The 23822-nt window shown below is 56.7% G+C and carries 21 protein-coding genes; 15 read left to right on the forward strand and 6 right to left on the reverse strand.

Translation table 11 applies throughout. The features are described from left to right. Positions 1-10 precede the first annotated feature (10 nt). Genes icmH through tssJ form a run of 3 tightly spaced genes read right to left on the reverse strand, consistent with a single transcriptional unit; the run spans position 11 to position 2758 of the window. A complete protein-coding gene (icmH, locus tag BT204_RS24085; protein ID WP_054921239.1) occupies positions 11-784 on the reverse strand; it encodes a type IVB secretion system protein IcmH/DotU in 774 nt (257 codons plus the stop codon). Continuing rightward, positions 781-2127 carry a type VI secretion system baseplate subunit TssK gene (gene tssK, locus BT204_RS24090; protein WP_054921237.1) on the reverse strand — a complete coding sequence of 449 codons (1347 nt, stop codon included), beginning with the start codon at positions 2125-2127 and terminating at the stop codon, positions 781-783. The genes icmH and tssK overlap by 4 nt, the downstream gene beginning before the upstream one ends. 43 nt (positions 2128-2170) lie before the next feature. After that, entirely contained in the window at positions 2171-2758 is a 588-nt protein-coding gene (gene tssJ / locus BT204_RS24095; RefSeq protein ID WP_083544083.1) for a type VI secretion system lipoprotein TssJ, read from the reverse strand. Positions 2759-3218: 460 nt separating this feature from the next. On the opposite strand from tssJ, the gene BT204_RS24100 reads away from it, so the two are divergent. The 12 genes from BT204_RS24100 to BT204_RS24160 all read left to right on the forward strand — a co-directional run bounded on the left by BT204_RS24100 (position 3219) and on the right by BT204_RS24160 (position 20280). Beyond that, complete coding sequence (locus BT204_RS24100; protein WP_139271541.1) at positions 3219-3767, forward strand: outer membrane protein assembly factor BamD; 549 nt, start codon at positions 3219-3221, stop codon at positions 3765-3767. A gap of 43 nt (positions 3768-3810) precedes the next feature. Beyond that, positions 3811-4314 (forward strand): type VI secretion system contractile sheath small subunit, encoded by a 504-nt coding sequence (tssB, locus tag BT204_RS24105; protein ID WP_054921230.1) that lies wholly within the window; start codon positions 3811-3813, stop codon positions 4312-4314. Further along, positions 4311-5801, forward strand: coding sequence for a type VI secretion system contractile sheath large subunit (gene tssC, locus BT204_RS24110; RefSeq protein ID WP_054921228.1), 1491 nt, complete (start codon positions 4311-4313; stop codon positions 5799-5801). The genes tssB and tssC overlap by 4 nt, the downstream gene beginning before the upstream one ends. Positions 5802-5843: 42 nt before the next feature. Then, positions 5844-6347 (forward strand): Hcp family type VI secretion system effector, encoded by a 504-nt coding sequence (locus BT204_RS24115; protein WP_054921225.1) that lies wholly within the window; start codon positions 5844-5846, stop codon positions 6345-6347. Positions 6348-6456: 109 nt separating this feature from the next. Beyond that, complete coding sequence (gene tssE / locus BT204_RS24120) at positions 6457-6945, forward strand: type VI secretion system baseplate subunit TssE (protein ID WP_054921223.1); 489 nt, start codon at positions 6457-6459, stop codon at positions 6943-6945. A 6-nt stretch (positions 6946-6951) separates the two neighbouring features. Next, the gene (gene tssF, locus BT204_RS24125) at positions 6952-8778 is read left to right on the forward strand and encodes a type VI secretion system baseplate subunit TssF (protein WP_054921285.1); all 1827 of its coding nucleotides are present in this window, start codon (positions 6952-6954) and stop codon (positions 8776-8778) included. Further along, entirely contained in the window at positions 8742-9824 is a 1083-nt protein-coding gene (gene tssG, locus BT204_RS24130) for a type VI secretion system baseplate subunit TssG (protein WP_072448488.1), read from the forward strand. Before tssF ends, tssG begins: the two co-directional genes overlap by 37 nt. A 51-nt stretch (positions 9825-9875) precedes the next feature. After that, positions 9876-12536, forward strand: a complete 2661-nt coding sequence (tssH, locus tag BT204_RS24135; protein WP_054921220.1) for a type VI secretion system ATPase TssH — start codon at positions 9876-9878, stop codon at positions 12534-12536. A 22-nt stretch (positions 12537-12558) separates the two neighbouring features. After that, positions 12559-15222, forward strand: coding sequence for a type VI secretion system Vgr family protein (locus BT204_RS24140; protein WP_054921218.1), 2664 nt, complete (start codon positions 12559-12561; stop codon positions 15220-15222). Positions 15223-15238: 16 nt separating this feature from the next. Next, a complete protein-coding gene (locus BT204_RS24145; RefSeq protein ID WP_054921215.1) occupies positions 15239-16138 on the forward strand; it encodes a DUF4123 domain-containing protein in 900 nt (299 codons plus the stop codon). A gap of 204 nt (positions 16139-16342) precedes the next feature. After that, a complete protein-coding gene (locus BT204_RS24155; RefSeq protein ID WP_275668965.1) occupies positions 16343-19123 on the forward strand; it encodes a T6SS effector BTH_I2691 family protein in 2781 nt (926 codons plus the stop codon). Next, positions 19120-20280, forward strand: a complete 1161-nt coding sequence (locus tag BT204_RS24160) for a DUF6708 domain-containing protein (protein WP_054921209.1) — start codon at positions 19120-19122, stop codon at positions 20278-20280. The genes BT204_RS24155 and BT204_RS24160 overlap by 4 nt, the downstream gene beginning before the upstream one ends. On the opposite strand, the gene BT204_RS27735 is transcribed toward BT204_RS24160, so the two are convergent. After that, positions 20259-20471, reverse strand: a complete 213-nt coding sequence (locus BT204_RS27735) for a hypothetical protein (RefSeq protein ID WP_139271542.1) — start codon at positions 20469-20471, stop codon at positions 20259-20261. The two genes, BT204_RS24160 and BT204_RS27735, sit on opposite strands and share 22 nt — an antisense overlap. Before the next feature lie 48 nt (positions 20472-20519). Here BT204_RS27735 and BT204_RS24170 point away from each other — a divergent pair, with 48 nt between their 5' ends. The 3 genes from BT204_RS24170 to BT204_RS27955 are packed head-to-tail and all read left to right on the forward strand — an operon-like array spanning position 20520 to position 21927. Continuing rightward, positions 20520-20867, forward strand: a complete 348-nt coding sequence (locus BT204_RS24170; RefSeq protein ID WP_054921204.1) for a hypothetical protein — start codon at positions 20520-20522, stop codon at positions 20865-20867. Continuing rightward, entirely contained in the window at positions 20834-21559 is a 726-nt protein-coding gene (locus BT204_RS24175) for a DUF6708 domain-containing protein (RefSeq protein ID WP_325168233.1), read from the forward strand. The genes BT204_RS24170 and BT204_RS24175 overlap by 34 nt, the downstream gene beginning before the upstream one ends. Continuing rightward, complete coding sequence (locus BT204_RS27955) at positions 21484-21927, forward strand: hypothetical protein (RefSeq protein WP_156359074.1); 444 nt, start codon at positions 21484-21486, stop codon at positions 21925-21927. The genes BT204_RS24175 and BT204_RS27955 overlap by 76 nt, the downstream gene beginning before the upstream one ends. 457 nt (positions 21928-22384) lie before the next feature. Here the strand turns inward: BT204_RS27955 and BT204_RS24185 are convergent, their stop codons facing one another. Both BT204_RS24185 and BT204_RS24190 read right to left on the reverse strand, forming a co-directional pair. Beyond that, positions 22385-22612 (reverse strand): hypothetical protein, encoded by a 228-nt coding sequence (locus BT204_RS24185; RefSeq protein ID WP_054921197.1) that lies wholly within the window; start codon positions 22610-22612, stop codon positions 22385-22387. A gap of 221 nt (positions 22613-22833) precedes the next feature. Next, positions 22834-23802, reverse strand: coding sequence for an AraC family transcriptional regulator (locus tag BT204_RS24190; RefSeq protein ID WP_072448494.1), 969 nt, complete (start codon positions 23800-23802; stop codon positions 22834-22836). Between the last annotated feature and the right edge of the window lie 20 nt (positions 23803-23822).

A 23822-nucleotide genomic window follows, 5' to 3' on the forward strand; every position in this document is an offset into this window, starting at 1 on the left:
TGTAGCTCCTTCAGGGTAGGGTGATGGTCAGGCTGGCCGTGCGTGTGGGGAGCTGGATCACGTTGTCGAGCAAGGCCATGTGTTGCTGCGTTTCGGTTGAAAGCGTCATGCTGAAGGCGGTAAAGCTGATTGCCCCAACAGCCCCCAATACTAAGGCGGGTGTCCACAACGGAACCTGTCGACGCAGGAGGTGCACGACACGATCAGGCGAGGCCCAGCGGGGAGCGAAGGCGGTACGTTTGCCTTTGAGAAACGCCAATTCGTCACCCAACCGTGCCGTTAGATAGCTCAGCTGTTCCGATCCTTCCAGGCGATATTTGCCTTGGAAGCCCAGCAGCAGGCACAAGTGATAGACCTCCAGTGACTGCAAGCGAACCGCACCCTTACTGCGCAGGTCCTCCAGGTAGTTGAAGAATTTGTCTCCCGCTAACTGGTCACCGAACATCGAAAGCTGCATCGGGTTGAGCTCCCACTGGTCACGGAACGGGCAGTCGGAAGCGGAGAGAATCAGCTCGTCAATCGTTGCGCAGAACGCGTATTTGGCCGCGTGGATGTCTTCGTTTGCGATACTTGCTGCCGTCGCAGCACTCTCCATTCGGGTAAAGAAGTGCTTGATTGCTGCGCTGAACGCTTGCTGGTGTTCAGGCACTTGACGGCGTTGAATCAACAGCAGCAGATAGAAGCCGTCGGACATCAGGTCGATCAGGCGCTGGGGCGAGTTGCTTGCGTAGCTACTAGAGGGTTCTGTCGGGGCAAGCATGTGAGGTGCGTTGGTATAGGTCATGGCAGCAGGGCTAGCAGTTCAAGTTTCAATTCGCTGAGGCCGTTGGGGATGTACACCGTGACGGTCTGGCTTTTCAGCATGTGTTCGTACAGAGCCCCACGGGGCTCAAGGGCGAAATACAGCATGCCCGGCCGCACAGGGATCGCCGACGGAGGCACGGGGGTGTAGGTCAAGGTCACACCGGGCATGGAGGAGGTGACGAGCTTTTCAACCGTATCCGGCGAGCCAATTTTTACCGTGCGCGGCACGATTTCAGCGAGTTCTACGCCAGCCTTTTCAGCGCTGACGCCTAGGTAGAGAGTGCTGTTGCCGTCAATTCGCTCGTTGTCCAGGCGGCCTTGGTGATACGCCGGTTTCACTTGGGTGAGCGCAATGCTGAAGTAACGCGCGGAAATCACGGTGTCCACCAAGCTGTGAATCACGGCGAACAGGGTGTTGAAGCCGGGTGCCGGGTGACTATGGTCGTAAGGCGGTAAATCAGCCAGGCGATAGGTTTTAGAAAATGTCAGCAGGGCGCCGGCCAGGCGCAGCAGTTCCTGATGCACGCGTTCGGGATGCAGGCCAGGGTGCTTGAACAGGTGAGAAAGGCTGGCGCATGCCGTATTGCTGGTGTGCAGCAACCAGAATGAGGCGATATCTCCCGCGCGAAATTCAACGATATTCTGCGAGGGCTCGCGGTGGGTTTCCTGCATGACCTGGGCCTTGGCATCAAGGGCTTCAAGCAACTGTCGTAACTTGATCTGCAAGCCGGGCATGGCGGCCAAATTGACGGAGGGGGGCATGTACTGGTCGTCCACCTCAAACCCGCCATTACTGCTGCGTTTCACGCGGACCATAGGAATAACTTCAAACGCGTCCTGTGCCTGGTCTTCCGTCAGCAAGCGAACGGCGGGAGCAAGGAAAGCGATTTCGCTTTCTTCCGAATCAGTGAACAGATCCGGAGTCTGCTCGTTGTTCTGGGCATAACGACCAGCGCTTGTGGCCAGGTCGCTGACGGCAAGGTTGCGTCCGTAGGGGTTCAGGCGGGGCAAGGCCAGGTAAACGATGATCTCAGACACTCCCAGGGGTAAGTCCTGAAGCGTGAGCGCCGTTGGCAGTGTGGCGCCTTCCGGCGCGCAATACAGTTCGCCCCCTGGGAACACGGCGGACACTTCCAGCACGCGCAAAGTGCCTTGCGCCAGGCTCCCCTTGTCGAGTGTCAGCTGTTGAATCCCCCAGGCATAAGGCTGCAACAACTGACTCATCTGGCTCAACCTTGCCTCGTGATAGCGATCTTGTTGCTGAAAGAGCTGCGGGCGCAGGAATAGTCCTTCGCCCCACAGGATTTTGGCGTTATGACTCAATGGAGGAGCTCCTTGCAGGGCGCTGCGGATGGGGGTCTCACGCTCATTGGTGACTCGGGCATCTGACGGTGGCCAGGGTTTCGGTGGCGCCCGTGGTGTTGATCAGCGCTCCTTGCGTGGAGGTCAGCGCGCAGGCATGAACGCCCACGGTGATGCCGGTGGGTGCCGAAGCGTTGGCGTCGTACGCAAAGCGCCAACGCCGCTCGGCGGGCTCGCGGAAAAACGCCACGATGCCGATGTAGGCGGCACCGTTTTCCAACTTCTCGTTGAGTTCGTAATGCTGCTCGGGCTGTAACAACATTTCTCGCGAGTTGACGAGGTCTGAACCCAGGGCTCTGAGCTCCTGAGTGTCGTCCAGGAAGCTGTCGAAGGGCGTCTGTTCAAAGCGCTCTGTGGCACGCAAGTGATAGATCTTGATGACTTGGGCCAGCGGTTTTTTATGAGTGCCTTGATTGAGATTAGCGGCCGCATGAATGCGCAGAGGGACCAAGGGCGTCTGCTCTACTTGTTGTTCGTTACTTGAGCATCCCGTTAATAGAAGGGCCCCTATTAGGCATAGGATGTCGGCGATCCTCCTAACTTTTGTGCGAGAGACGCTGAAGCGGATTTTACATTTTCTTAGAGTTTTCATTAGTTAAGTGGCTCTTGAAACTAAGAAAGTTGGGGCGGCGGTACGGTGTAACTAGTTGGTTGGGATGTCGCCGTTCATAAAAGCTTCCCTGTATGCGCACGTAGCAGATGGGTCATTCGCATTGCACAGGAAAATTCCTATTTAAGTCTTGGTTGCAGTCGAGTTAAGCGCAATTTGAGAGTTTTGCCCGTTTTGGTCAAGCATTACGGGTGGTTTTGTCTGTTTTAACTTCTTTCAAGTGGGCGTTTACGATTCATTTTGTAAGATGTTTTTTCTTACTTTGTGGGAAATTTCACTTTATAAAGGTTCCGTAAAAAATCGTACGAATTTGTTTGCAAGCGCTTTTTTGTTGTTATACGGTTTGAGCTCTTACGGGCGCCGGTTAATGATTCGTCCGGCGGCAAGAGAATAAATGAAGTGATAAGCATAGGACTAAGAAGTTCATCCTGGAGGGATAGCTGTGCGTGCGATTCTTATTGTGGCAGTTTTTTTATTGTTGGCAGGCTGTGCAATGCAATCTGCACAAGACTCCGTACCGACATTTGAACACTTGATGTTTAAAGCGGATGAGCGCATTCAAGCGCGAAACTTTGAGGCGGGTAGGAAGTTGCTGTCGGAGGCGGCCGCCATGGAGCCTACGCGCAAAGAGCCTTGGTTGCGCCAGGCTGAGCTGGAGTTTGAGGCTGAAAATTATGGCGCTGCGATTCTGGCCTCACAGGAGGTTCTGCAGCGCGATGCGGCGAACGCACGAGCAGACGCCATCCTGACTGTGTCGGGCTTGCGCGTAGCGGTGCAGTCGTTGGGAAGGCTGCGTGATGAGAAAGACGTAAACGGCCCTGTGCACCAAGAGGCACAAAAGCTCGCGACGAGGTTGCGCGAAACCTTGGGCGCCAAGGCATTGCTGCCCAAAGCCAAGGCTGCGGCACGCAAGTCGGCGGCGGCACCCGCGAAGGCTGCGCCAGCGCCGTCGAACTCCAATCCGTTCTCCAGCCTGCCGGGCATGAATTGAACGTGACTCCTTAAGTAAGTATTTGATTGAGGCAGTGCCTGCTATGGCTAAAAAGGAAAGCGTGCAAAAGCGCCTGCAAAAAGTGCGGGCGCCAAGGATCCAACTGACCTACGACGTTGAGATCGGCGATGCCATCGAGCAAAAGGAGTTGCCCTTTGTGGTCGGTGTGCTCGGGGATTTTTCCGGCAGTCCGGAAACACCTCTGGCCCGTCCCAAGGATCGCAAGTTTGTTTCGCTTGATCGGGATAATTTTGACGAGGTCATGGCGGCGATGGCACCGCGGGCGACCTATCGGGTGGCCAATGCGCTGACGGGGGAAGGTGAGTTTGGTGTGACTTTGAACTTTCAGTCACTGGAAGACTTCGGACCAGAGGCTCTTATTCTCCAGGTGCCCGCCCTGCATAAGTTGCATGAGGCGCGCAGCAAGCTGGCGGATATGCGCAACAAAATCTCGACCAACGAGACCCTTGAGGATGTGCTCGGCGATGTACTGAAAAACACCGAGCAAATGGCCACGATTCGTCGTGAATCCCAGGGGGACGCATGAACAGCGCAAAAGCGTCCAGTGATGTGAGTGCCCCACTGCTGAATGAAGGGGCGAGCCTGCTTGATCAGGTCGTTGAGCAAAGCAAGATCGCCAAGTCCGAATCGGAGCACCTCCGTGCACGTGACCTGATCGCCGAGTTGGTAGCTGAGGTCATGCAGGGGACTGTTGTAGTGTCGGAGAACCTTGCCCGTAGCCTCGATGCCCGTATTGCCGAGCTGGATCGGATGCTCTCGGAACAGCTTTCGCTGGTCATGCATGCCGCAGAATTTCAGAAGCTCGAATCCAGCTGGCGCGGCTTGCACCATTTGGTGACTGAGTCGACTACCGGGGCCATGATCAAAATCAAGGTCTTCAACGCATCGAAAAAAGAGCTGATGCGCGACTTCAAAGCTGCATTGGAGTTCGACCAAAGCTCACTGTTCAAGAAGATCTACGAGGAAGAGTTTGGCACCTTTGGTGGTGCACCGTTTGGTGCATTGATTGGTGACTATGCGATCACCCGTCAGCCAGAAGACCTGTACTTCCTTGAGCAAATGTCCCATGTCGCGGCTGCCGCCCACGCGCCATTCATAACGGCGCCTGCGCCTGAACTGCTTGGCCTGGAGAGCTTTGCCGACCTGGGCCGCCCGCGCGATATGGCCAAGGTGTTTGATACGGTTGAATACGCCAAGTGGAAATCCTTGCGCGACTCTGAAGATGCGCGCTATGTGGGCTTGGCGTTGCCGCGCTTCCTGGGGCGCCTACCGTACAACCCTATTGATGGTATCACCATTGACAGCTTCCCGTTCGTTGAGGATGTAGACGGTCGCGACCACTCCCGATACCTATGGTGTAACGCTGCTTATACCCATGGGGTGCGTCTTACGCAAGCGTTTGAGAACTTCGGATGGTGTGCCGCTATTCGAGGTGTTGAGGGTGGTGGTCTGGTGGAAGGGCTGCCGACTCATACCTTCAACACCGATGATGGTGAAGTGGCGCTCAAGTGCCCGACTGAAGTGGCCATCACTGACCGTCGTGAAAAAGAACTCAGCGATCTGGGCTTTATTTCCCTGGTGCATTGCAAGAACACCGATTACGCGGCTTTTTTTGGCGCGCAGTCATTGCAAAAGCCGCGTAAGTACAACACAGACGCGGCAAACGCCAACGCGCTGCTGTCCTCGCAACTGCAGTACATCTTCGCCGTGTCGCGGATTGCTCACTACCTCAAGTCGATGATGCGCGACAAGATTGGTAGCTTTGCATCGGTGTCCAGCGTTTCAACCTTTCTGAACACCTGGATCAGCCAATACGTGCTGCTCAATGACAACGCGAGCCAAGAGGCCAAAGCCCAATATCCCTTGCGTGAAGCGTCTATTCAGGTCTCCGAAGTGCCCGGTCGTCCTGGCGTATTCCGCGCCGTGGCGTTCCTGCGTCCCCATTACCAACTTGACGAACTGTCGGTGTCTCTGCGCCTGGTCGCTGAGCTGCCCGCGGGCGTTAAGGCATAGAGTGATTGCTACACCAACCCTCCCTAAAAAAGGACGAAGTAAATGAAAGACATCTACCTCAAAATTGGACAGCCGGATGTGAAGGGTGAGTCCCTGGATAAGGACCACGCGGATTGGTTGGAAATCGATTCCTGGGTGCATGAAATCCGCCAGCCAAAATCGTCAACGGCGTCTGCAACCGGTGGCAACACGGCCGAACGTTGCGAACACGATGCAATGGAGTTCACCAAGACGATGGATGTCACCAGTCCGCAGCTGTATGAGGCAGCGTCGAGTGGTACCACCTTCAAAGAAATCACCATTGAGTTCTTTAAGCGCGACGGTGAAGGTCAACGAGTGAAGTACTTGGCGATCGATCTGAAAAACGCCGTGGTAGCCAGCATCGCGCCCAAAGTTGTGGCGGGCCAGGAGCCTATGGAAACCTTCAAGTTGAAGTACGCCGCCGTGCAATGGCGTTACACCCAGAAAGCCAGTGGTGGCGGCCAGCAGGGCAACACTCAAGGCGCTTGGAGTTTGACCAAGAACGACAAGTCGTTCGCGGTCTGATTGATGCGTTAAGTCGGGCCATGACGTGGTCATGGCCTCGAACTATTTTTCTGAACATTTTCTGTATGGCTTTGGGTGAATATTTCCCGAGTCAAAGGACGACTTCTGCGTGAAAGGATACGAACTTAGCCTGCTGGAAAAGCTCTTCGATGAGGCGCCGCATAGCGTTGCCCAGGGCAAATTTACCCGGCACACGCTGGAGCAGTTCAAGGAGTCCGTTGCGCTGGATGTCGAGGCCTTGCTCAACAGTCGCCTGGTCATTGAGGAGGACGTTTTAAAGGCGTTCCCACATTGCCAGATGTCACTGATGACCTATGGCTTGCGTGATGTCTCAAGCCGCAGTTTGGCCAGTTCCGTGGACCGTGCCTTTATCTGCACGGCGTTGGAAAAAACCATCTCTCTGCATGAGACGCGCTTGAAGGACATTCGGGTATCGCTGGATCAACACCGACGTTCGGCAGGCGGCTTACGCTTCTCGATCAGTGCCATGCTCATTGTTCATCCCGCACGCGAACCAGTCAGCTTCGATGCATTGCTGCAGCCCAGTACGTTGCAGTATCGCGTCAGTAAAACCCGACGCCTGGCGGTGAGTGAATAAATGTCCATGGACGACCTTCTGCCGTTTTACGAGCGCGAACTTGCTTTTTTGCGCAGTTACTCTCGCCAATTTTCTGAGCGCTATCCGAAAATCGCCGGGCGGTTGCTGCTGGCCGGAGATGTCAGTGAAGATCCCCATGTTGAGCGCATGATTCAGTCGTTCGCACTGATGGGCGCACGCATCTCGAAAAAGATCGAGGACGATTACCCAGAATTTACCGAAGCATTGTTGCAAGTGCTGTACCCCCACTACTTACGCCCGTTCCCGGCTTGCTCGATTACCGAGTTCGACCTGGGGAGTGGTGCAGGGACATTGTCCGAATGCGTGACATTGCCGCGCGGCACTGAGCTGCTTTCCCGCCCTGTACGCGGGGTCGAGTGCCGGTTTCGCACGGTCTACAACGTGATTTTGGCCCCCTTGCGGATCGCTTCGGCGCGCTTCAGTCCCTTGGTTCAGGCGCCCCGTGCTGTGCAGTTGCCGCTCCAGGCCAGCGCTCAGCTCTCGATAACCTTCGAACTTCTGTCTTCGCATGCCTGCATCCAAGCACTGGGGCTGGACCATGTTCGTTTGTTTATCGACGGTGAGCCTTCGTTTTGCGCGGTGTTGCGGGATGTGCTGGCGCTGAATGTCGTGAAGGCCTATCTGGAATCGGGTGATAGCGGGCAATGGCAGGCACTCCCCGCGTCACCGATGAAGAGTGTCGGTTTTGCCGAGCACGAGGCGCTGATTGACTGGCCGGCGCGTGCGCATCCGGCCTATCGGTTGCTCACGGAGTTTTTCGCATTTCCAGAGAAATTTGGCTTCTTTGATTGTGATTTGAACGGCGCCCAAGGCCGGCGCTTCACGTTGCATTTATTGCTCGGCGACGTGCTCCCAGGTTCGACCGCTTCGCGCTTGCTGGAGGGGCTGTCGGCAGCCAACATACGCTTGCACTGCACGCCAGTGGTAAACCTGTTTCGACAGCGCGCGCGACCAATATTGGTGTCGCACCAGGCCGTTTCATACAACGTAGTTGGCGATCAGCAAGCGGCCTCTGCGTTTGAGGTGCATGCCATCGAATCGGTGACGCGTGCCACCGAAACAGCGGGTGGTAATTCAGTTAGCGAAATTCGGCCCTTTTATTCCTTGCACCATGGCGAATGTCTGGAGCGCAATGCCCTCTATTGGGTAGCGCACCGTGATGAAGATCTCGCGCGTAAAAGCCCTGGCCATGAACTGCAATTGACCATCGTCGATCCCGACATGGACCCCATCTCACCAGGCAGTTCGTCGTTAAGCCTGGAGCTCACGTGCAGTAACCGTAACCTCCCTGAGCAACTTGCTTACGGCGTGCCGAGTGGCGATCTACGAATGCCCGGTGGATCCCTAGCGCAGCGTATTTCGTTGTTGCGAAAGCCAACAGCGGCGGTGCGTTTTGCTTGTGATCGCGGAGCGCAATGGCGCTTGATTTCCCATCTGTCGCTCAATCACTTGTCGCTGGTTGAGGGCGGAGCCGCCGCCTTGCGCGAGATGCTCAAACTGTACGACTTGCAACGCTCAGCCACGACGGCCCGGCAAATCGAAGGTATTCACGAGTTGAGCCATCGCCCGGCTACCGCCTGGTTGCCAGGCAAATACTTCGCCAGCGTGGCGCGGGGCACTGAAATACGCCTGGTGATTGATGAGGAGAGCTTTGTCGGTATCGGCCTGCATATCTTTGCCCAGGTGGTAGATCACTTCTTTGGGCTTTACGTCCACGCCAATAGCTTCACGCAGTTGGTGCTGATATCCAAACACAGCGGTGAGGAGGTCCTTCGATGCCAACCCCGAAGCGGCGACTCGATACTGGTGTGATTGCGCAGATGGTCGAACACCCTTACCGCTATGAGTTTTTCCAGGCGGTTCGGGTGTTGGAACATCTGTTTATTGGCCAGGGTGAGCGCCCCGGCGAGGTAGTGGGTAAGCGTCTGCAATTTCATAACACCCTGACCTTGGGGTTTCCCGCCAGTGAAATTGAACGGATGGAGATGTTGGCGGATCTCCCCGAGCAGGGGCTGGAACGGGTGGAGCGTTGGCAGGCGTATTTTCAGGGTCATCTGGATTCGGTGTCACTCACGCCGGCGTTCTTTGGCTTGTTGGGCGGGCAGGGGGCTTTACCGTTGTCCTACACCGAACGCCTGGGGGAGCGGGAGGCCGTCCATCGTGATCGGGCAGCGCGAGCGTTTCTGGACATCTTCAGCAATCGCGCCACGGCGTTGTTCTACGGCGCCTGGAAGAAGTATCGGCTCGCCTTGCAATACGAATTGGACCGTCAGGGGCGTTTTTTGCCGCTGACCCAAGCGCTGTCCGGGTTGACTCAACGCTCCCTTTCCAATGATCCGGCGTCGGGCGGTGTCTGCGACCAGGCGTTCGGGTTCTACAGCGGTGCCATAGGTCATCGTCCGTTGTCGGCGGCTTATTTACAGCGCGTGCTCAGCGAATATTTTCAGGTGCCTGTACTAATCGAACAGTTTGTCGGCGGCTGGCATTCGGTGCCGGTGAGTCAGCGTTCCCACCTCGGCGCCCCTGGCTTGACGTTGGGGCGTAATGCGTTGGTCGGTGGCCGGGTCTGGCAGCGTGATTTACGCGTGCGCTTATGGATCGGGCCGCTGCTGCGCGAAACGTTTGATGACTTTTTGCCCGGTGCGAACGGCGCGAAGGCGCTGGCAACATGGCTGACGTTGATGGCGGGCAGCAGCCTGGAGTTTGAGGTTCGCCTGATATTGCAGGCTGACCAGGTGGGTGGGGTAGCCCAGTCGCCATCGGGCAGCAGGCGACTGGGCTGGGATGCTTTTCTGGTTACCGAGCACCAATCCATGAATCGGACCGACGTCCGTTACCGCATCACCACATTGCATTAACCCCTGGATCAACGCTGGCGGTTTGACCACGACTTTTCTCAAGGACGCAGGATGAGCACTTCACTGAAAACACTGATCTCCAAACTGAACTCCACGTGCCGTCAAGCCGCCGAACAGGCCGTCAGCCGTTGCCGGGCGCGTGGGCATTTTGAGGTGGAGGTTGAACACCTGCTGTTGGCCTTGCTGGAGCAGCGCCACAGTGACGTCTCAGTCATCATGAAGCGCAGTGGCTTGAGCCAGGAGACACTGGAATCGGAACTCAGCAAGGAGTTGGACACGTTACGCGACGGCAGTACGCGCACCCCAGTGTTCTCGACACAACTGCCGGTATGGCTGGAGAGTGCATGGCTGATTGCTTCTCTTGAGGCACAGGACGGCGCTATTCGCAGCGGTCATCTGCTGTTGGCATTGCTGACCCAACCGGCCTTGGCGCAAAGGGCGACCCGCAGCTCTACCATTCTGGCGAAGTTGTCGCCAGAGGACCTCAAGGCTCATTTTGACCGCTTCACAGAAGGCTCTCAGGAGTTGGATCACGTCAGCGATGTGGCCTGCATACCCGGTGCCGATGAAGGTGTCACTGTACAGGTAAAAACACCCGCTCTGGATCAGTTCACTACCAGCCTGACGCAGCGCGCCCGTGACGGCCATCTGGATCCGGTGATCGGGCGCGAGATGGAAATTCGCCAGGTGATCGACATCCTCATGCGCCGCCGGCAAAACAACCCGATCCTCACCGGTGAAGCTGGCGTCGGCAAAACGGCGGTTGCCGAAGGATTGGCGCACGCCATCGTCTCCGAGGATGTGCCCAGCGCATTGGTGGGTGTTGAGTTGTTGGCCTTGGACATGGGCTTGTTACAGGCTGGCGCCAGCGTGAAAGGCGAGTTTGAGCTGCGCCTGAAGAACGTGATTGAGGAAGTAAAAAAGCACCCGATCCCCATCATTCTGTTTATCGATGAAGCCCACACGCTGATCGGCGCCGGCGGCACCGCCGGGCAGAACGATGCCGCCAACTTGCTCAAGCCGGCCCTGGCGCGAGGTGAGCTGCGTACCTTGGCGGCTACCACGTGGTCTGAGTACAAAAAATACTTTGAAAAAGACGCCGCTCTGACCCGTCGTTTCCAGATGGTCAAGGTCGATGAGCCGTCCGAGTCGGTAGCAGCGGCTATGTTACGGGCGTTGGTGCCCCTGATGGAGCAACACTTCAACGTCCGCGTGCTGGATGAGGCGGTCACTGAGGCAGTGCGCTTGTCGCACCGCTATATCAGCGCCCGGCAACTGCCGGACAAGGCCGTCAGCGTGTTGGACACGGCCTGTTCACGAGTTGCCTTGAGCCAAGGTGTTCGGCCCGCAATGATTGCTGACCTTCAAAAACAGCTAGAGCAACTGGAGGTCCAGCGGCAGGCATTGAGCCGAGAACTCGCCAGTGGCGGTCAGCACGAAAAACACTTGAACGAACTGCAAGCCCACTCCGCGACACTGACTCAACAGTTAGATGAGGCCACTACGCTGTGGCAGCAAGAGTCAGTGTTGGTCCAACGTATTGCGCAACTGCGTGGCGAGTTGGAGGAGGGAATGCCGTCGGCCAATGCGTTGACGGCAGCGCGTAAAAAAGCTCCCATGCCACCGCAGCGCTTGGAATTAGCCCGAGCGATGGACGCCTTGGCCAAGGTGCAAGGGGAGACCCCCTTACTGCCGTTGCAAGTTGACGCCAATGTCATTGCCCAAGTGGTGTCCGCGTGGACTGGCATACCCTTGGGCAAAATGGTCAAAGATGAAATTCGTACGGTTCGCACCTTGGGTGATGTGCTGCAGGCCCGGGTCATCGGTCAGCCCCATGCCTTGGCCTCTATCGCACAGCGAGTGCGCACTGCCCGCGCTTATCTTGAGGACCCGGACAAGCCCAAGGGCGTATTTCTGTTCGTCGGACCTTCCGGCGTTGGCAAGACGGAAACCGCCCTGGCTCTGGCCGATGCGTTGTACGGCGGTGAGCGCAAGCTGATCACCTTCAACATGAGCGAATACCAGGAAGCCCACAGCGTCTCAGGCCTCAAAGGCTCGCCCCCTGGCTATGTCGGTTACGGCGAAGGCGGGCAATTGACTGAAGCCGTGCGGCGCGCGCCCTACAGCGTGGTGCTGCTGGATGAAGTGGAAAAGGCCCATCCGGATGTGTTGGAGCTGTTCTACCAAGTGTTTGATAAAGGTGTGCTGGACGACGCCGAAGGGCGTGAAATCGACTTTCGTAACACATTGATCATCCTTACCAGCAATACCGCCTCGTCGTTGATCATGCAGGCGTGCCTCAACAAAACGCCCGATGAACTGCCGGGTGTCAAACAGTTGTCGGAGCTGATCCGCCCCACGCTATACAAGACCTTCAAGCCGGCCTTTCTCGGCCGCATGGACGTTGTGCCTTACTACCCGATCAATGATGACTCGCTGGCCGCGATTATCCGTTTGAAGCTGGACCGCGTTGGTCGCCGTGTCGAAGCCAATCACCAGGCCGAGTTTCATTACGACGATGCGCTGGTGGAGTCACTGCTGGTGCGTTGCACTGAAGTCGACATCGGCGCCCGTGCCGTTGACCAGATCATCAATGGCAGCCTGCTGCCTGAAATCGCCGACGCCGTCCTGGCACGAATGGCCGATAGGCAGACCTTGTCGCGAATCAAAGTCGGCGCTAATAAGCGCGGCTTTACCTACCAGATCAAATGAACACCGCCGGGAAGGATGACCTGTGACGTTCTCTACCGCATTGACGCAACAGCAGCGCCTTTTGCAACTGCACACCCCCTTGGGCGCAGACACGCTGGTCGCCGAATACCTCGACGGCTGGGAGGCGCTAGACCAGCAAGGGTACTGCTTGCAACTGAGTGCCTTGTCCGCGGACGGGCGTTTGCCCATTGAACAACTGGTCGGCGCACCGGTGTTGGTGCAGTTGCAGTGTGCTGACTCGCGCACGGACTTGCGGCCTTTTCACGGGCATGTCAGCCAATGCACACGCGTCGGCAGCAATGGTGGGTTGGCCCGTTATCAGTTACGGATCGAGCCATGGTTGAGCCTGTTGCGACACCGGCAAGACAGCTACGCCTTTCATGACCTGACCGTGATGGAGATTTTCGAGCAAATTTTCGGTTTCTATAGCAAGGGCGTGATTCAGCCGCAGTGGCGCTGGGCCCTGGAGGATCCGGGCGTGTACCGCAAGCGCAGCCTGACGACTCAATACCAGGAAAGTGACCTGGCGTTTGTGCAGCGGCTGCTGGCGGAGGAGGGCATTGCCTATCACTTTGAGCATCTGGGTGATGCCCAGGCCCCGAACTTGGGCAGTCATACCTTGGTGCTGACCGACAGCAACCGCAAACTGGCGCCGAATGCGCCGGTATCCGTGCGCTTTCATCGCAGCGACGCCACCGAGGCAGAGGACAGTGTTCAGCAATGGGCGGAAGAGCACCGCTGGATGGTGGGGCAGGTACAGCGCCAAAGCTGGGACTACCGCAGCAATTCATTGTTGTCAGGACACGCTCAGGGCGACACCGGCATCAGTGGATGTGTGGACCAGGACACCGCCGGCCCTTATGCCTGGACGGACACAGCCCAGGGTGAGCAGCGTGCACGCCAGCACCTGAATGCTCAGCAGGTTGCGCGTCGCCAAGTGCACAGCCTGGGGACATGGCGACGTTTGGCACCAGGGGCCACTCTATGCCTGAGTAACCACGACAGCGTGCAGGCGGACGAACCCATGCTGTGCATACGGGTGCACCATCAGGCCCGCAATAACCTGGATGCTCAGCTGCAAGCGGCGGTACTGGCAGGGCTGGGGCCTGTGCCCGACCAGCCGGAGGCGGTGTATTGCAACCACTTCACACTCATCCCCGCCAGTCACCCTTATCGACCGCAAACCCAAGACGGTCACGGACGCCGCCTGCATCCCATCCCAACCGTCCACGGTGCGCAGAGCGCCATTGTGATCGGCGACGGAGGCCCCGTGATGACCGATCGCGACCAACGCATCAAGGTGCAATTCCACTGGCAGCGCGGTGAACGCTCATCCAGCCATCGCCCCCATCCTCGTGCGACCGACAATGCGCCGGCAGACGCCCGTGTTGGCACTTGGGTGCGCGTGGCCGCGACCCAGGCCGGTGGCAATTGGGGGAGTGCCTGGGTGCCCCGGGTCGGGCAGGAGGTGCTGGTGGAGTTCCTCGAAGGGCAGATCGACCGCCCCGTGGTCATCGGCTCGCTGTACAACGGCCGGGGCCAGGCCGAAGCGGCGCATAACCAGATCGCAGGCGGTGCCTCCGGCAGTACCGGCAACGCACCGGCGTGGTTTCCCGGCAACCAACACGCCGGGGTACTCAGTGGCTGGAAAACCCAGGACCTGTCCACCAGCGCCACCGGCAGCGGCGGCTATCGACACCTGCAGTTCGACGACACCCCAGGGCAAAGCCGCGTCCAGCTCTACACCACCGATCAAGACAGTGGTCTGACGTTAGGGCACCTCAAACAGAACAAAGACAACCAACGCCTGGCTGACCGAGGCTATGGCGTCGAACTGCACACCCAGGCCCAAGGTGCATTGCGTGCCGGTACCGGGCTATTGCTGACGACGGAGCCGGCTGACCAGCAAATGCAGGCCAAGGGTCTGTTGGCCGAGCTGGAAAAAGCCCAAGGCCAAGTGGATCAATTGGCCGACAACGCCAGACAGCAGAAGGCCGGGCTAGCCAGCGACGGCAAGCAGTTGCCCACCAGTGAAGCCCTGCAGAACAGCCAGGAAAGTCTGAAGGCGACACAACAGGGAACCGCGTCAGGCACGGGCATTGGCGGTGGCGAGGGGCAAGTGGCGGCGTGGAGCAAGCCGCTGCTCGCGCTCTATGGCCAAGCGGGCGTGCTCAGTTTGACCCCCAAGCACCAGATCTGGGCGACGGGTACTCAATGCCTACTCAACGCCGGCGCGGACATCAACTTCACCGCCCAAGGCCACACCGCCTTTCTCGCGGCTCAAGGCCTGATGCTGTTTACCCGTGGCGCAGGGGGCGACAGTCGCCCCATTGCGAACACCGGCATCGCCCTGCACGCCGCCAGCGGCGCGGTCAGCGTGCAAGCGCAGAGCGACAAGATCCGCATGGCGGCACAACAGAACATTCGCCTGGTCAGCACCCAGGGCAACGGGCTTGTACAGGGCAAAGAGCAGGTGCTGTTGAGTGTGCAGGGCGCGACCGTTCGGCTGGTGGGGGGCAACATTGAGATTCATGCGCCGGGGACGGTGACGTTCAAGGCGCAGCGGCACGCCTTAACGGGCCCGAAGAATGGTGCTCCTAATCCAGCAGTGTTGAACAAAGGGCGGTTCACGGGTTGCGAGTTCAAAAATAGCGAAGCGGACATGTCGGGTGCATCTGTTGTTTAGGGAAAGGGAGGCCTCTGTGAACGAAACAGAGATCAGCGGGATCAAGGACCTGCTGTTTAACAAGGTGGCTTCATACCCCAACACCTACGTATTGCTGGATATGGCGCGTCCTCATGCATTGGATCAAGTTGTGCGGGAGCGGGCGCAAGACAATATGGCGTATTTGAAACATTCCGACTTTGCTGAGCAACCTCAAAAAGCACCGGTACTGGTGAGATTAGAAGGGCGTCACGATGATTTGTTGGACGCTAGCGTTGACCTAGCAATACAGCAAACGATGACTTCTGACTGTCGCCTACGGCAGGTGGCTGGATGGCTATCTTCCTCGCTGTCCCCCCAGCCGTTGGCCAGCCTGCTGAGTTCAAAGCTCAAGCTGCTCCACGGCAGCGGTACGGCCCGACTGCGGTTCTATGATCCTCGAGTGATGGCACAACTTCCTGTTGTCTTCGATAAGCCGCAGTTGATGCAACTCGAGAGCGGTGTCGAGCAGTGGATCTATTTGGATGAAGGGGCGCAGCTGCAGCAAACGGTATATCCCTCACTTGCACCAATAAGTCGAGCACCGTTCCTGGCTAATGCCGAACAGTGGTCAGCATTAAAGCAGATTGAAGTGGTGAACTCGGCAGTTCATATGCTCCGGACGTTGGGTTGTGCCTATGAGCCTGACTGGATCACACAAATAACTCTTTTAGTCCGGCGCGCGGTTGAACAAGGCTTCAAGGGACAAGTGGAGCAAGCCACTTACGCAGTTTTCGGAGTTTGGTTGCATCGCAGTTTTGACCAGCACTCTCGAATTCGTCAGGTACTGGAGGACGCTCGAAAAGTGGGATCTACCTTTGGGGAGGCGATGGGGTCGGTGAGTGGCGATGAACTTCTACGTCTCAAACATGAAATGGAGCACGCTCATGCAGGCTAGTTTCTCCAGCCCTTCAATGTGCCAGTTGCGAGCTTTTTTGAATGGATTAGAGGGGGCGATAGTGAGCAAATCCAAGGTGGCCACTTTCCTGGCGAAAAACTTCAGGTGCGTGCGGATACAGGCGCATTACCCAAGTATCGGTCAGGCCACTCATTGGATGATCTTGCTATGAGCAATCCAATAATCAACGCGAGTCAAAACTCAATGGTGCCGTGTAGGCCTGGCAAGTGCAATTTTTGCAACAAGCAGGGGTTGCTGATTTTCCCGCTGAGGCATTCGGCTTTTTGTAGCGACAGCCCGATGTTGTTGGACAAGGTCGCGGTGGTGGCGCTGGGCGAGTCGTTTGACTTCCCCCAAGTGCGCTTCAGTGCGCGGATGCTGCGCAAGAGTTACCTGTATGTGCTGGTCGAGCGTAACGGCCTGAAGACCTGGCAGTCGTATTTTGTCACTGACGATGCGCGGCTCTATCAATTCGCCCCGCTCTACCCACCCGCCCCAAGCCTGACGTTCAGTTGCTCCCGAGATGCTAACGCGCCCTCGACCTCGGCGGTCAGTATTGAAAAGCCGGAAGAGGTCAACAACACCTATTGGCTGTACACGCCTGACCCCTTGTCCAAAGCCAAGCTGGATGAGTACGAACAGTCCGCGGCGGCATTTTCAAACGAAGAGAAAATGCAGTACTTCAGCCCTGCGGACTGGGTTAACGGCAACCGTCACCAACCCTTCAGCCTTGAGCCGCAGGCCTTGGCCCAATGGGTACTGGAATATAAAGCGTTGGGCATCACCGCTACGGCGGCGACTCAGGACGCTGCGCCGACGCAGTTGGCCGCACGTTCTCCGGCCCTGCTCAATGCACTGAGTCAACAGGCCTATCCACCACTGTGTCCATCGGATGCATTGGACAGTGGGCGTCTGATCTCATCACATATCCGTCTTGTAGCATTGCGGGATGCGCTGGAGCGAGACCAAGGCGCTGCCCTGGTGCTACGTGATGCGATCGGTGTGACCCAGGAGCTGAACGCCTGGCGTAATGCGGCGCTCGAAGGGGCGGAGCCCTGGCTGAATGAAGAGCAGGACGGCGCCACCAATCACTGGCGTGTTCAGGTTGCGTTGCGGCTCAAGGATGTACGCGAGGGAATCCGTGAACACCGGATTAAAAAAGCCGATGAAAGCATCGATGATTGGGCCTACACCAGTCATACCGAAGACACATTGCAAGGCCTGTTTCCGGACACCAACAAGGAAGCGCGTGAAGACTACATCGTCCGAGCACGCAACCGCGCCAGTCTGAGAATGACTGAAGTCGAACTGTATGCGGAGATGGTAAAAGTCCGCGCAGAGGCCCAACAGCGTTACCCCGATCCTGGCGTCGCGGCGCGTGAAAGCATGCGCGAGACAGGCAAGGCTATGACTCGTCAGCAAATAGGCGAGGAGACGATCGCCCAGCGCAAACAACGTGCCGGTGAGCAGGCGCTTAAGCTGTTTGATCAACTTGACATGAATGAGGCGGACTCAGTACTGGCGCAGTTCGACGCCAAAACCGCCGAGTGCGAAGCCGTCGCTGAAGCGCGAGCCGCAGAGCATTTAATCGTCTTGCAGAGCACCTACCTGCTTAACGCCTTGTACGCCTATGACCCACAGGACCTGCGATGTGGCTGGGCGTTCGCGATCCAGGCCGCGCTGTGCACCTTGGGCATGGAAGCGTGCCCACCGGGCCAAGCCCTGCTGGCGCAGTGGTGGGAAGACACGCAAATCGCCGAAGGCAACCTGTTCTGGCGCGGTTATGCCTTGAATCAGCAGGACCTCATCGAACACACACGGGTCGGTTTGACCGAAAGTAAATCACTGTTCGCCAGTCTGCCGCTCAAGGACATTGCTGCCATCGCGATCAAGGAAATCAAGCGCGGTAAAAGCATCATCAATACCTTCGAAAAAGCCAACAAAGTCCTGGCCGATGGCGAAAAACTCGCGCCCATGGACTGGCTGGCCCGTTCGCAGATGGGCGTTCTGATGGGCTGGTACGCGCAGTTGGCCAAAGGCGTATTCACCTACGGTTCACCAAATAGTGTTGATAAGGCCATGGCCCATGTACTGACCACCGCCGTGAGTTGGCGCCTGGGCAAATTGGCACCGCAGTTGCGCCTGGAGGAACTGGCCGAGGCCAAGACACCAAAGAGCATTGACCGGGTGCGTGCGGAGTTGCAGGTGCGGGTGCGCGCTTCGGTTCAGGCAGAGTTGGAGTCCGGCAAGGTGGGCAACTTTTATGCCTTGCGGATCGGGGTGATTGTGGGACTGTACGAAGCGTTTCAGCTCTACAACAAGGCCCAGGCGATGCCGGATGGCAACAAGCAGAAGGCGGAATTTGTCGCGGCAGCACTGGCGACCACCGCCGTCGCGCTGGATTTGATGCATACCGGGGCGGAGTGGACCAGTAAGAAATATGGGGCTGCCACGGCAACGGGAAGAATAGCGGCCAGTTGGGGCGGTGGATTGAAGTTGTACGGTGGTTTTTTGGGCGCGATTGGTGGTGTGATTGGTGGTTCGCTAGATGTGAGCACTGCTGTCGATCAAATTCACAAAAAGCGGTTTTCGTTAGCGTTCGCATACGGTGTTAAAGGAGCTGCCACATTCGGAGTTGCATTTCTTTCTCTAGGAATTGCGATATCTGGAAGTGGTCCGTATTTACGAATGTTAATAGCTAGAACCGGTAATGCTATTACTTTGGAACTCCTTAAGGTCCTTGAGGTGGTAGCGGCGCGTTTGGCGGCGGAGCGAGCGCTACTTGTGATGCGGGCGGGATTAGCTCGACTTGCTTGGATCGCATTGATTATTGGTGGGGCAATATGGTTATTTGAGCCAGCGGCTATTGAAGCGTGGTGTGAAAAGTCCGTATTTCGGAAAAGTAAAAAAACTAAAGGGTTTAAGGGCCAGGCTGAAGAAGTTGTAGGTTTGGAGTCTGCCTTCACTAGTATGGTTGGTGAATGATGTTTTTATTTGAGCGTATGATGTGGTCTGTAAAAACAGAAGATCCAGAAGCGCGAGAGCATTGGAAAAAGGACGCCGCCACAAGCGAAGGGGTAGCTTCGTCGATTGCGACGCGCTTGGATGAAAATGCAAAACTATGGGGGGTTTATGAGTCAGCTAGTGATGTCCCTACTGATGCGGGCTCATTATATGAGTTTGGTGAAAATTACATTGATGTGCGCGCAGCTTTCCAAGAGGAGAAGCGAGGGCTGATTGCATTCGCCTTCCTGGCATTATCCATTGGGCTGAACTCTTACATGTTTTATGGCTTTGTTTGGACGGTCATAGGTGTTCTTGTTTCAGACTTTAATACTGAAAAATCTGTAGGTCTTGATGGGTGGTTTTTTGGTGTCTCAATTATCAGTCTTTGGTTCGTGATGAATTACCTTCTTTGGAAACACACTTGGAAATGGATTCGTGTCGAGTTGTTTACTCAGCGACATTTAATCGCGCGTTTCAATCGCAAAACTCGGCAGGTCTATGTGAATCGCCCAGATTACGCAGGAGGGCTCGTCACGTTGCCGTGGGGCGCAGTGGTCCCAGTGATCAATCCAGAGGATCCTGATTTTATCGGGGCCAGCGGTTTTTTGATCTTAGGCTTCCTTTCCGATCATTCCGGGGCTGGTTACGATGAATTGCTCATGTTAGGGCGGCCTATGCACGGTAATCAGGAACTGGTTGGTTTCTGGGAGTTCATCCGCCGGTATATGGAGGAGGGTCCACAAGCCGTTCCCAAGCCGAAAAGGTTGCTCACTCTGAGACCCACCCCAATCGAGCCGATTCGAGCAACCCTTCGTTTCATGTCCGGTTTCTGGCGCAACGGTGGAAAGATTACCGCGTTGATCACGGGCACCTTACTCTCGCCCCTGATCGTGCTGCATGCCCTGTGTCATTGGATTTCTTTACTGCTGTGTTGGGCGCCACGTTGGCCCAAAGAGATCCAAGAAGCCGGCCAACCTGGCAAACCCATTCCCAAGCTTACGACCGCGGAAGACTTCGGTCCGATTATTGGCGCCAACCTACGGGCCAATACCCTGAAAGAACGAAGCGAAACGCCTATGCCTGAGCGTAAGGGATGGCGGCCGGCTGCCGGTCATCAGGAGCGCTCCGAGGTTTGATAGGGCATTCCCCGTTGGATGAGCTGCATAGACAGCGTGCCGGTGAGCAGGCGCTTAAGCTGTTTGATCAACTTGACATGAATGAAGCGGACGCAGTGCTGGCGCAGTTCGACGCCAAAACCGCCGAGTGCGAAGCCGTCGCTGAAGCGCGAGCCGCAGATTCGGAAAGCTTGTTGGTTTTCGCTATTCAAGTAACGAAGTGCAGATGGCTGAGTTGCAAGTAGCGTTAAGGAGTTGATATGGATTATACAGGTCTCGAATTTGGCAAGCTGCGCTATCCAGTAAATCGTCCGTTGCACGATGAGGAGCGTAAAAAGAAGTTGGATGTGTCACGCTCCATAGATGTAGATCCGAATAATTTTTTGTCAGTAATCAAACTTAATTCTACTTACCTAGAGGTGGTGGATCGCTGGTATGCAGGTAAAGGCTTTAATGTCTGGCTGGGTTTGGTGGGCGCGCTGGCATTATTTCCTACAGCTATTTATTTTTATTGGGCGGTATATTTCTTATGGCCTCCGATCGGTGATGATGAGAACTGGATCAGTTGGGTGTTATGGTTGATTTTTTTCCTCTATTACTGGTCATAGCGATTGGGATACGCTGGCTTGTCCGAAGTGAGTGTTTTAGATGGACTCATTATCCTATGCGTTTAAATAGAAGGACAAGGCAGCTTCATATATTTTGTCAGAATGGGAGTGTGCTGACGGCGTCTTGGGATAGTGTTTTTGTTTTTGTTGGGGAGGCGACGACGCAGCCGGCTGGTAAATCCTACGACTTGAGGGCGCATGTTTTATCTGAGGATGGTAATACTGTGTTGCAAACATTTTCACTTGGCTATGTGCTGGCGGGTGGGCGGGAGAATGTGCTGCAGTTGTGGGAGTTCATTCGGCGCTATATGGAATGTGACGATGGTGCGGCACAGGCGTATGTTGATGCGTCGATTTGCTTGCCTATTCATGACAGAAAAGAAGGCTTCTTTTTTTCGGTTTTGCGAACGTTTGCGGGATGTGCGCGTTGGCCTTGGATCTCTTTGGTCTTTTCTCTCCCATACAGTTACATTGCACTTGGTCGCTGGCTAGCGATGACTACGAGTCGTATTCCTTGCTGGCCGCCTGAAATTGAGGCAATGAATGCGATTGACCCAGATGACGCATGGGCGCGCGATTGGCGCGATAACCCCAAGTTCGGGTTCGTGGATCAAACATGGCCGCTGATATGCTTTGTTATTGGTATCTGCAGTGGTTTGGCCATTTTGTTGATGATAGAAAATTTTTTTTGATGCATCACCCCGACGGCTGGGAAGCCCAAGACCTACCCATCAATGCCACCGGCAGCGGGGGCTATCGACACCTGCAGTTCGATAACTCCCCCGGTCAAAGCCGCGTCCAGCTCTACACCACCGATCAGGACAGTGGTCTGACAAATGTGACGGTGCCCGAGATCACTGCACCGAAAATGTTAAATAAAAAACGCGTGGCGAAGGGGAAGCAACCTTTCTTCAGCTACCGGGTCCTGCAGATCGAGGCTCCTCGGGGGGAGAGCGACCGCAGGCGGTGGGGTTCACGCCGCGCCACGGGCGCATTTGCGCCGTGGGCATATCCGGCGGTTGGAGGAGCGTACGGTTTGGGTCCGGCCTGCCATGGTTAACCTGGGGGCAAGTGCGGTCTTGGGAGCGGTGGGAAAAGACTACGCGCTGATGCCGACGCGCGCCACCTGATACGCCCTAAGCTCCGTCACATGCCGTCCTTCGTCAGCAGCTATTGTGCACATCCAACCCGCGCGGGCCACGCATGAGCCGATGACACGCCACCCGCTCGACACGCACCGTTGACAGTGTCATTTGTATTTCGAATGTACCGGGTGAGGCGTTGCAGCAATTAGGAAAAGCGTTGGGCATAGATATCCCCCCTGCGATGGAAGCAGCCAAGTGCTGTTGATTTCCAGCCGAATGCTGGGCACGCCGCTGCTGTGGAGGTCAATCAACAGCTGAGGTCTGCGAGGGTTTAATGAGGCCGCGTTCCGCCTGCACCACCCCATGGTGGTGAACACGCCGATCACCAGCGTTACGCTGATGCTACGTGAACGCACGTTCATGAGCGGATGCTCAGGCCGGGCGTGGCCGCAGTTTTTTGGTCATACGCACGCACCCTGTAATTTGGTTGAACTGCACGTAATGGGCTTGCGCCGTCCATTCCTCGACCAGGATCAAATACTCGGCCGGCGGATTGATCTGGCGCAGATAACCGCACAGCAGGCGTGTGCGTCGCGCGTTCATCGGCTGCTTTAGTGTCAAGATGACGTTGTCTGCGGCACGGCATTCAGTGATCTCCATGACTGAGCCCCTCATCGAGTGCTGGCGGCAAACGTGCTGGCCCAGTATCAGAGGCTGGGGATTCTCGCCGCGTGGCGTTCATTCTCAGATGAGGCGTTGCAGGCGTCTACTGTCATACTTGACAGTCCTTTAGTCGGTTGTGCACTGCCGTGACCCATTCCTCGACGTAACGGGCGTTAAATGATTCAGAGGCACAGACCGTCGACTACGTGCGCTCAGCTTCAAGTAACAGCGGGCTGCCTCACCTTGCGACTTAACCCCGGTGTCTTGCCCGTAATGCGTTTGAATGCGCGACTGAAAGCGGCCTGGGATGTATAGCCCAAGCGCTGTGCTACCTCTTCAATCGGCAGCCTTTCCAGGGTCAGCCACTGGCTTGCAAGCCGCATTCGTAGTTCGGTGACATAGCGCAGCGGCGTCATGCCAATCGTCACCTGGAAGCGATCCGCGAAGGCTGAGCGTGAGGTATTGCATTGCTCTGCCAACTGGGCAACGGTCCAGTCGCGGCCCGGTTGTTGATGGAGCGCTAGCAGCGCACCGGCCAAGCGTGGATCGCGCAAGGCGGCGACCAGGCCAGAGGCATTACCGCAAGCGCACTCTACCCAGCCGCGAACGACCATGGCGGCCACCACGTCGGCCAACCGCGCGAGGATGCCGGCGAAGCCCACACGTGCGGCGCTGACCTCGCGTTCCATGGTGGTCAGGATGGGCACCAGTCCAGGGTAGCGCTGGCCGCCGGCATCAATCAACATCAGGCCCGGCATCAGCTTGCCAAGGCCATGGATACTGCCCAGTTCAAACTCCATGCAACCACTGAACAAAATAGTGCTCGGCGTTGGGCTGGCATCGGTTCCGGTGTCAACCGCGCATACGGTGTCACCGAGGGGGACGCGGTCTAGGCGTTCGATGTCCTGAACGGGTGCGTCCGCATGGGAAGACAGTTGATGGGCGGCGCCATGGGAGATGAACACGGCGTTGCCGGCAGACAGCGCGTAGGTGGTGCCGTCCGCCATTCGCAGCACCGCATTGCCGACCGCCATGAAATGGAACCAGGCATGCCCAGGTTTTTCAGCGAAGCCCAAACCGAAACTCGGACTGGCTTGTATACGCCGGTATTCGACGCCACGCAGGCGCATACCGCGCAACAGCTCGTTGATGAGATCCGAGGAAAGAGCAAACTGTTTTGCAGACATTGTTCAGGTGTTTTAGTCAA

It is taken from the genome of Pseudomonas sp. NFPP02 (assembly GCF_900119355.1).
In the GTDB taxonomy this organism is placed as follows: Bacteria; Pseudomonadota; Gammaproteobacteria; order Pseudomonadales; family Pseudomonadaceae; genus Aquipseudomonas; species Aquipseudomonas paracarnis.

Excerpts from the sequence above, each read along its gene's own strand:
- icmH (WP_054921239.1), bottom strand. The coding sequence starts at position 784 with ATGACCTATACCAACGCACCTCACATGCTTGCCCCGACAGAACCCTCT.
- tssJ (WP_083544083.1), bottom strand. The coding sequence starts at position 2,758 with ATGAAAACTCTAAGAAAATGTAAAATCCGCTTCAGCGTCTCTCGCACA.
- tssB (WP_054921230.1), top strand. The coding sequence starts at position 3,811 with ATGGCTAAAAAGGAAAGCGTGCAAAAGCGCCTGCAAAAAGTGCGGGCG.
- tssC (WP_054921228.1), top strand. The coding sequence starts at position 4,311 with ATGAACAGCGCAAAAGCGTCCAGTGATGTGAGTGCCCCACTGCTGAAT.
- BT204_RS24115 (WP_054921225.1), top strand. The coding sequence starts at position 5,844 with ATGAAAGACATCTACCTCAAAATTGGACAGCCGGATGTGAAGGGTGAG.
- tssF (WP_054921285.1), top strand. The coding sequence starts at position 6,952 with ATGGACGACCTTCTGCCGTTTTACGAGCGCGAACTTGCTTTTTTGCGC.
- tssG (WP_072448488.1), top strand. The coding sequence starts at position 8,742 with ATGCCAACCCCGAAGCGGCGACTCGATACTGGTGTGATTGCGCAGATG.
- tssH (WP_054921220.1), top strand. The coding sequence starts at position 9,876 with ATGAGCACTTCACTGAAAACACTGATCTCCAAACTGAACTCCACGTGC.
- BT204_RS24155 (WP_275668965.1), top strand. The coding sequence starts at position 16,343 with ATGGTGCCGTGTAGGCCTGGCAAGTGCAATTTTTGCAACAAGCAGGGG.
- BT204_RS24160 (WP_054921209.1), top strand. The coding sequence starts at position 19,120 with ATGATGTTTTTATTTGAGCGTATGATGTGGTCTGTAAAAACAGAAGAT.
- BT204_RS24170 (WP_054921204.1), top strand. The coding sequence starts at position 20,520 with ATGGATTATACAGGTCTCGAATTTGGCAAGCTGCGCTATCCAGTAAAT.
- BT204_RS24175 (WP_325168233.1), top strand. The coding sequence starts at position 20,834 with ATGGTTGATTTTTTTCCTCTATTACTGGTCATAGCGATTGGGATACGC.
- BT204_RS27955 (WP_156359074.1), top strand. The coding sequence starts at position 21,484 with ATGGCCGCTGATATGCTTTGTTATTGGTATCTGCAGTGGTTTGGCCAT.
- BT204_RS24185 (WP_054921197.1), bottom strand. The coding sequence starts at position 22,612 with ATGGAGATCACTGAATGCCGTGCCGCAGACAACGTCATCTTGACACTA.
- BT204_RS24190 (WP_072448494.1), bottom strand. The coding sequence starts at position 23,802 with ATGTCTGCAAAACAGTTTGCTCTTTCCTCGGATCTCATCAACGAGCTG.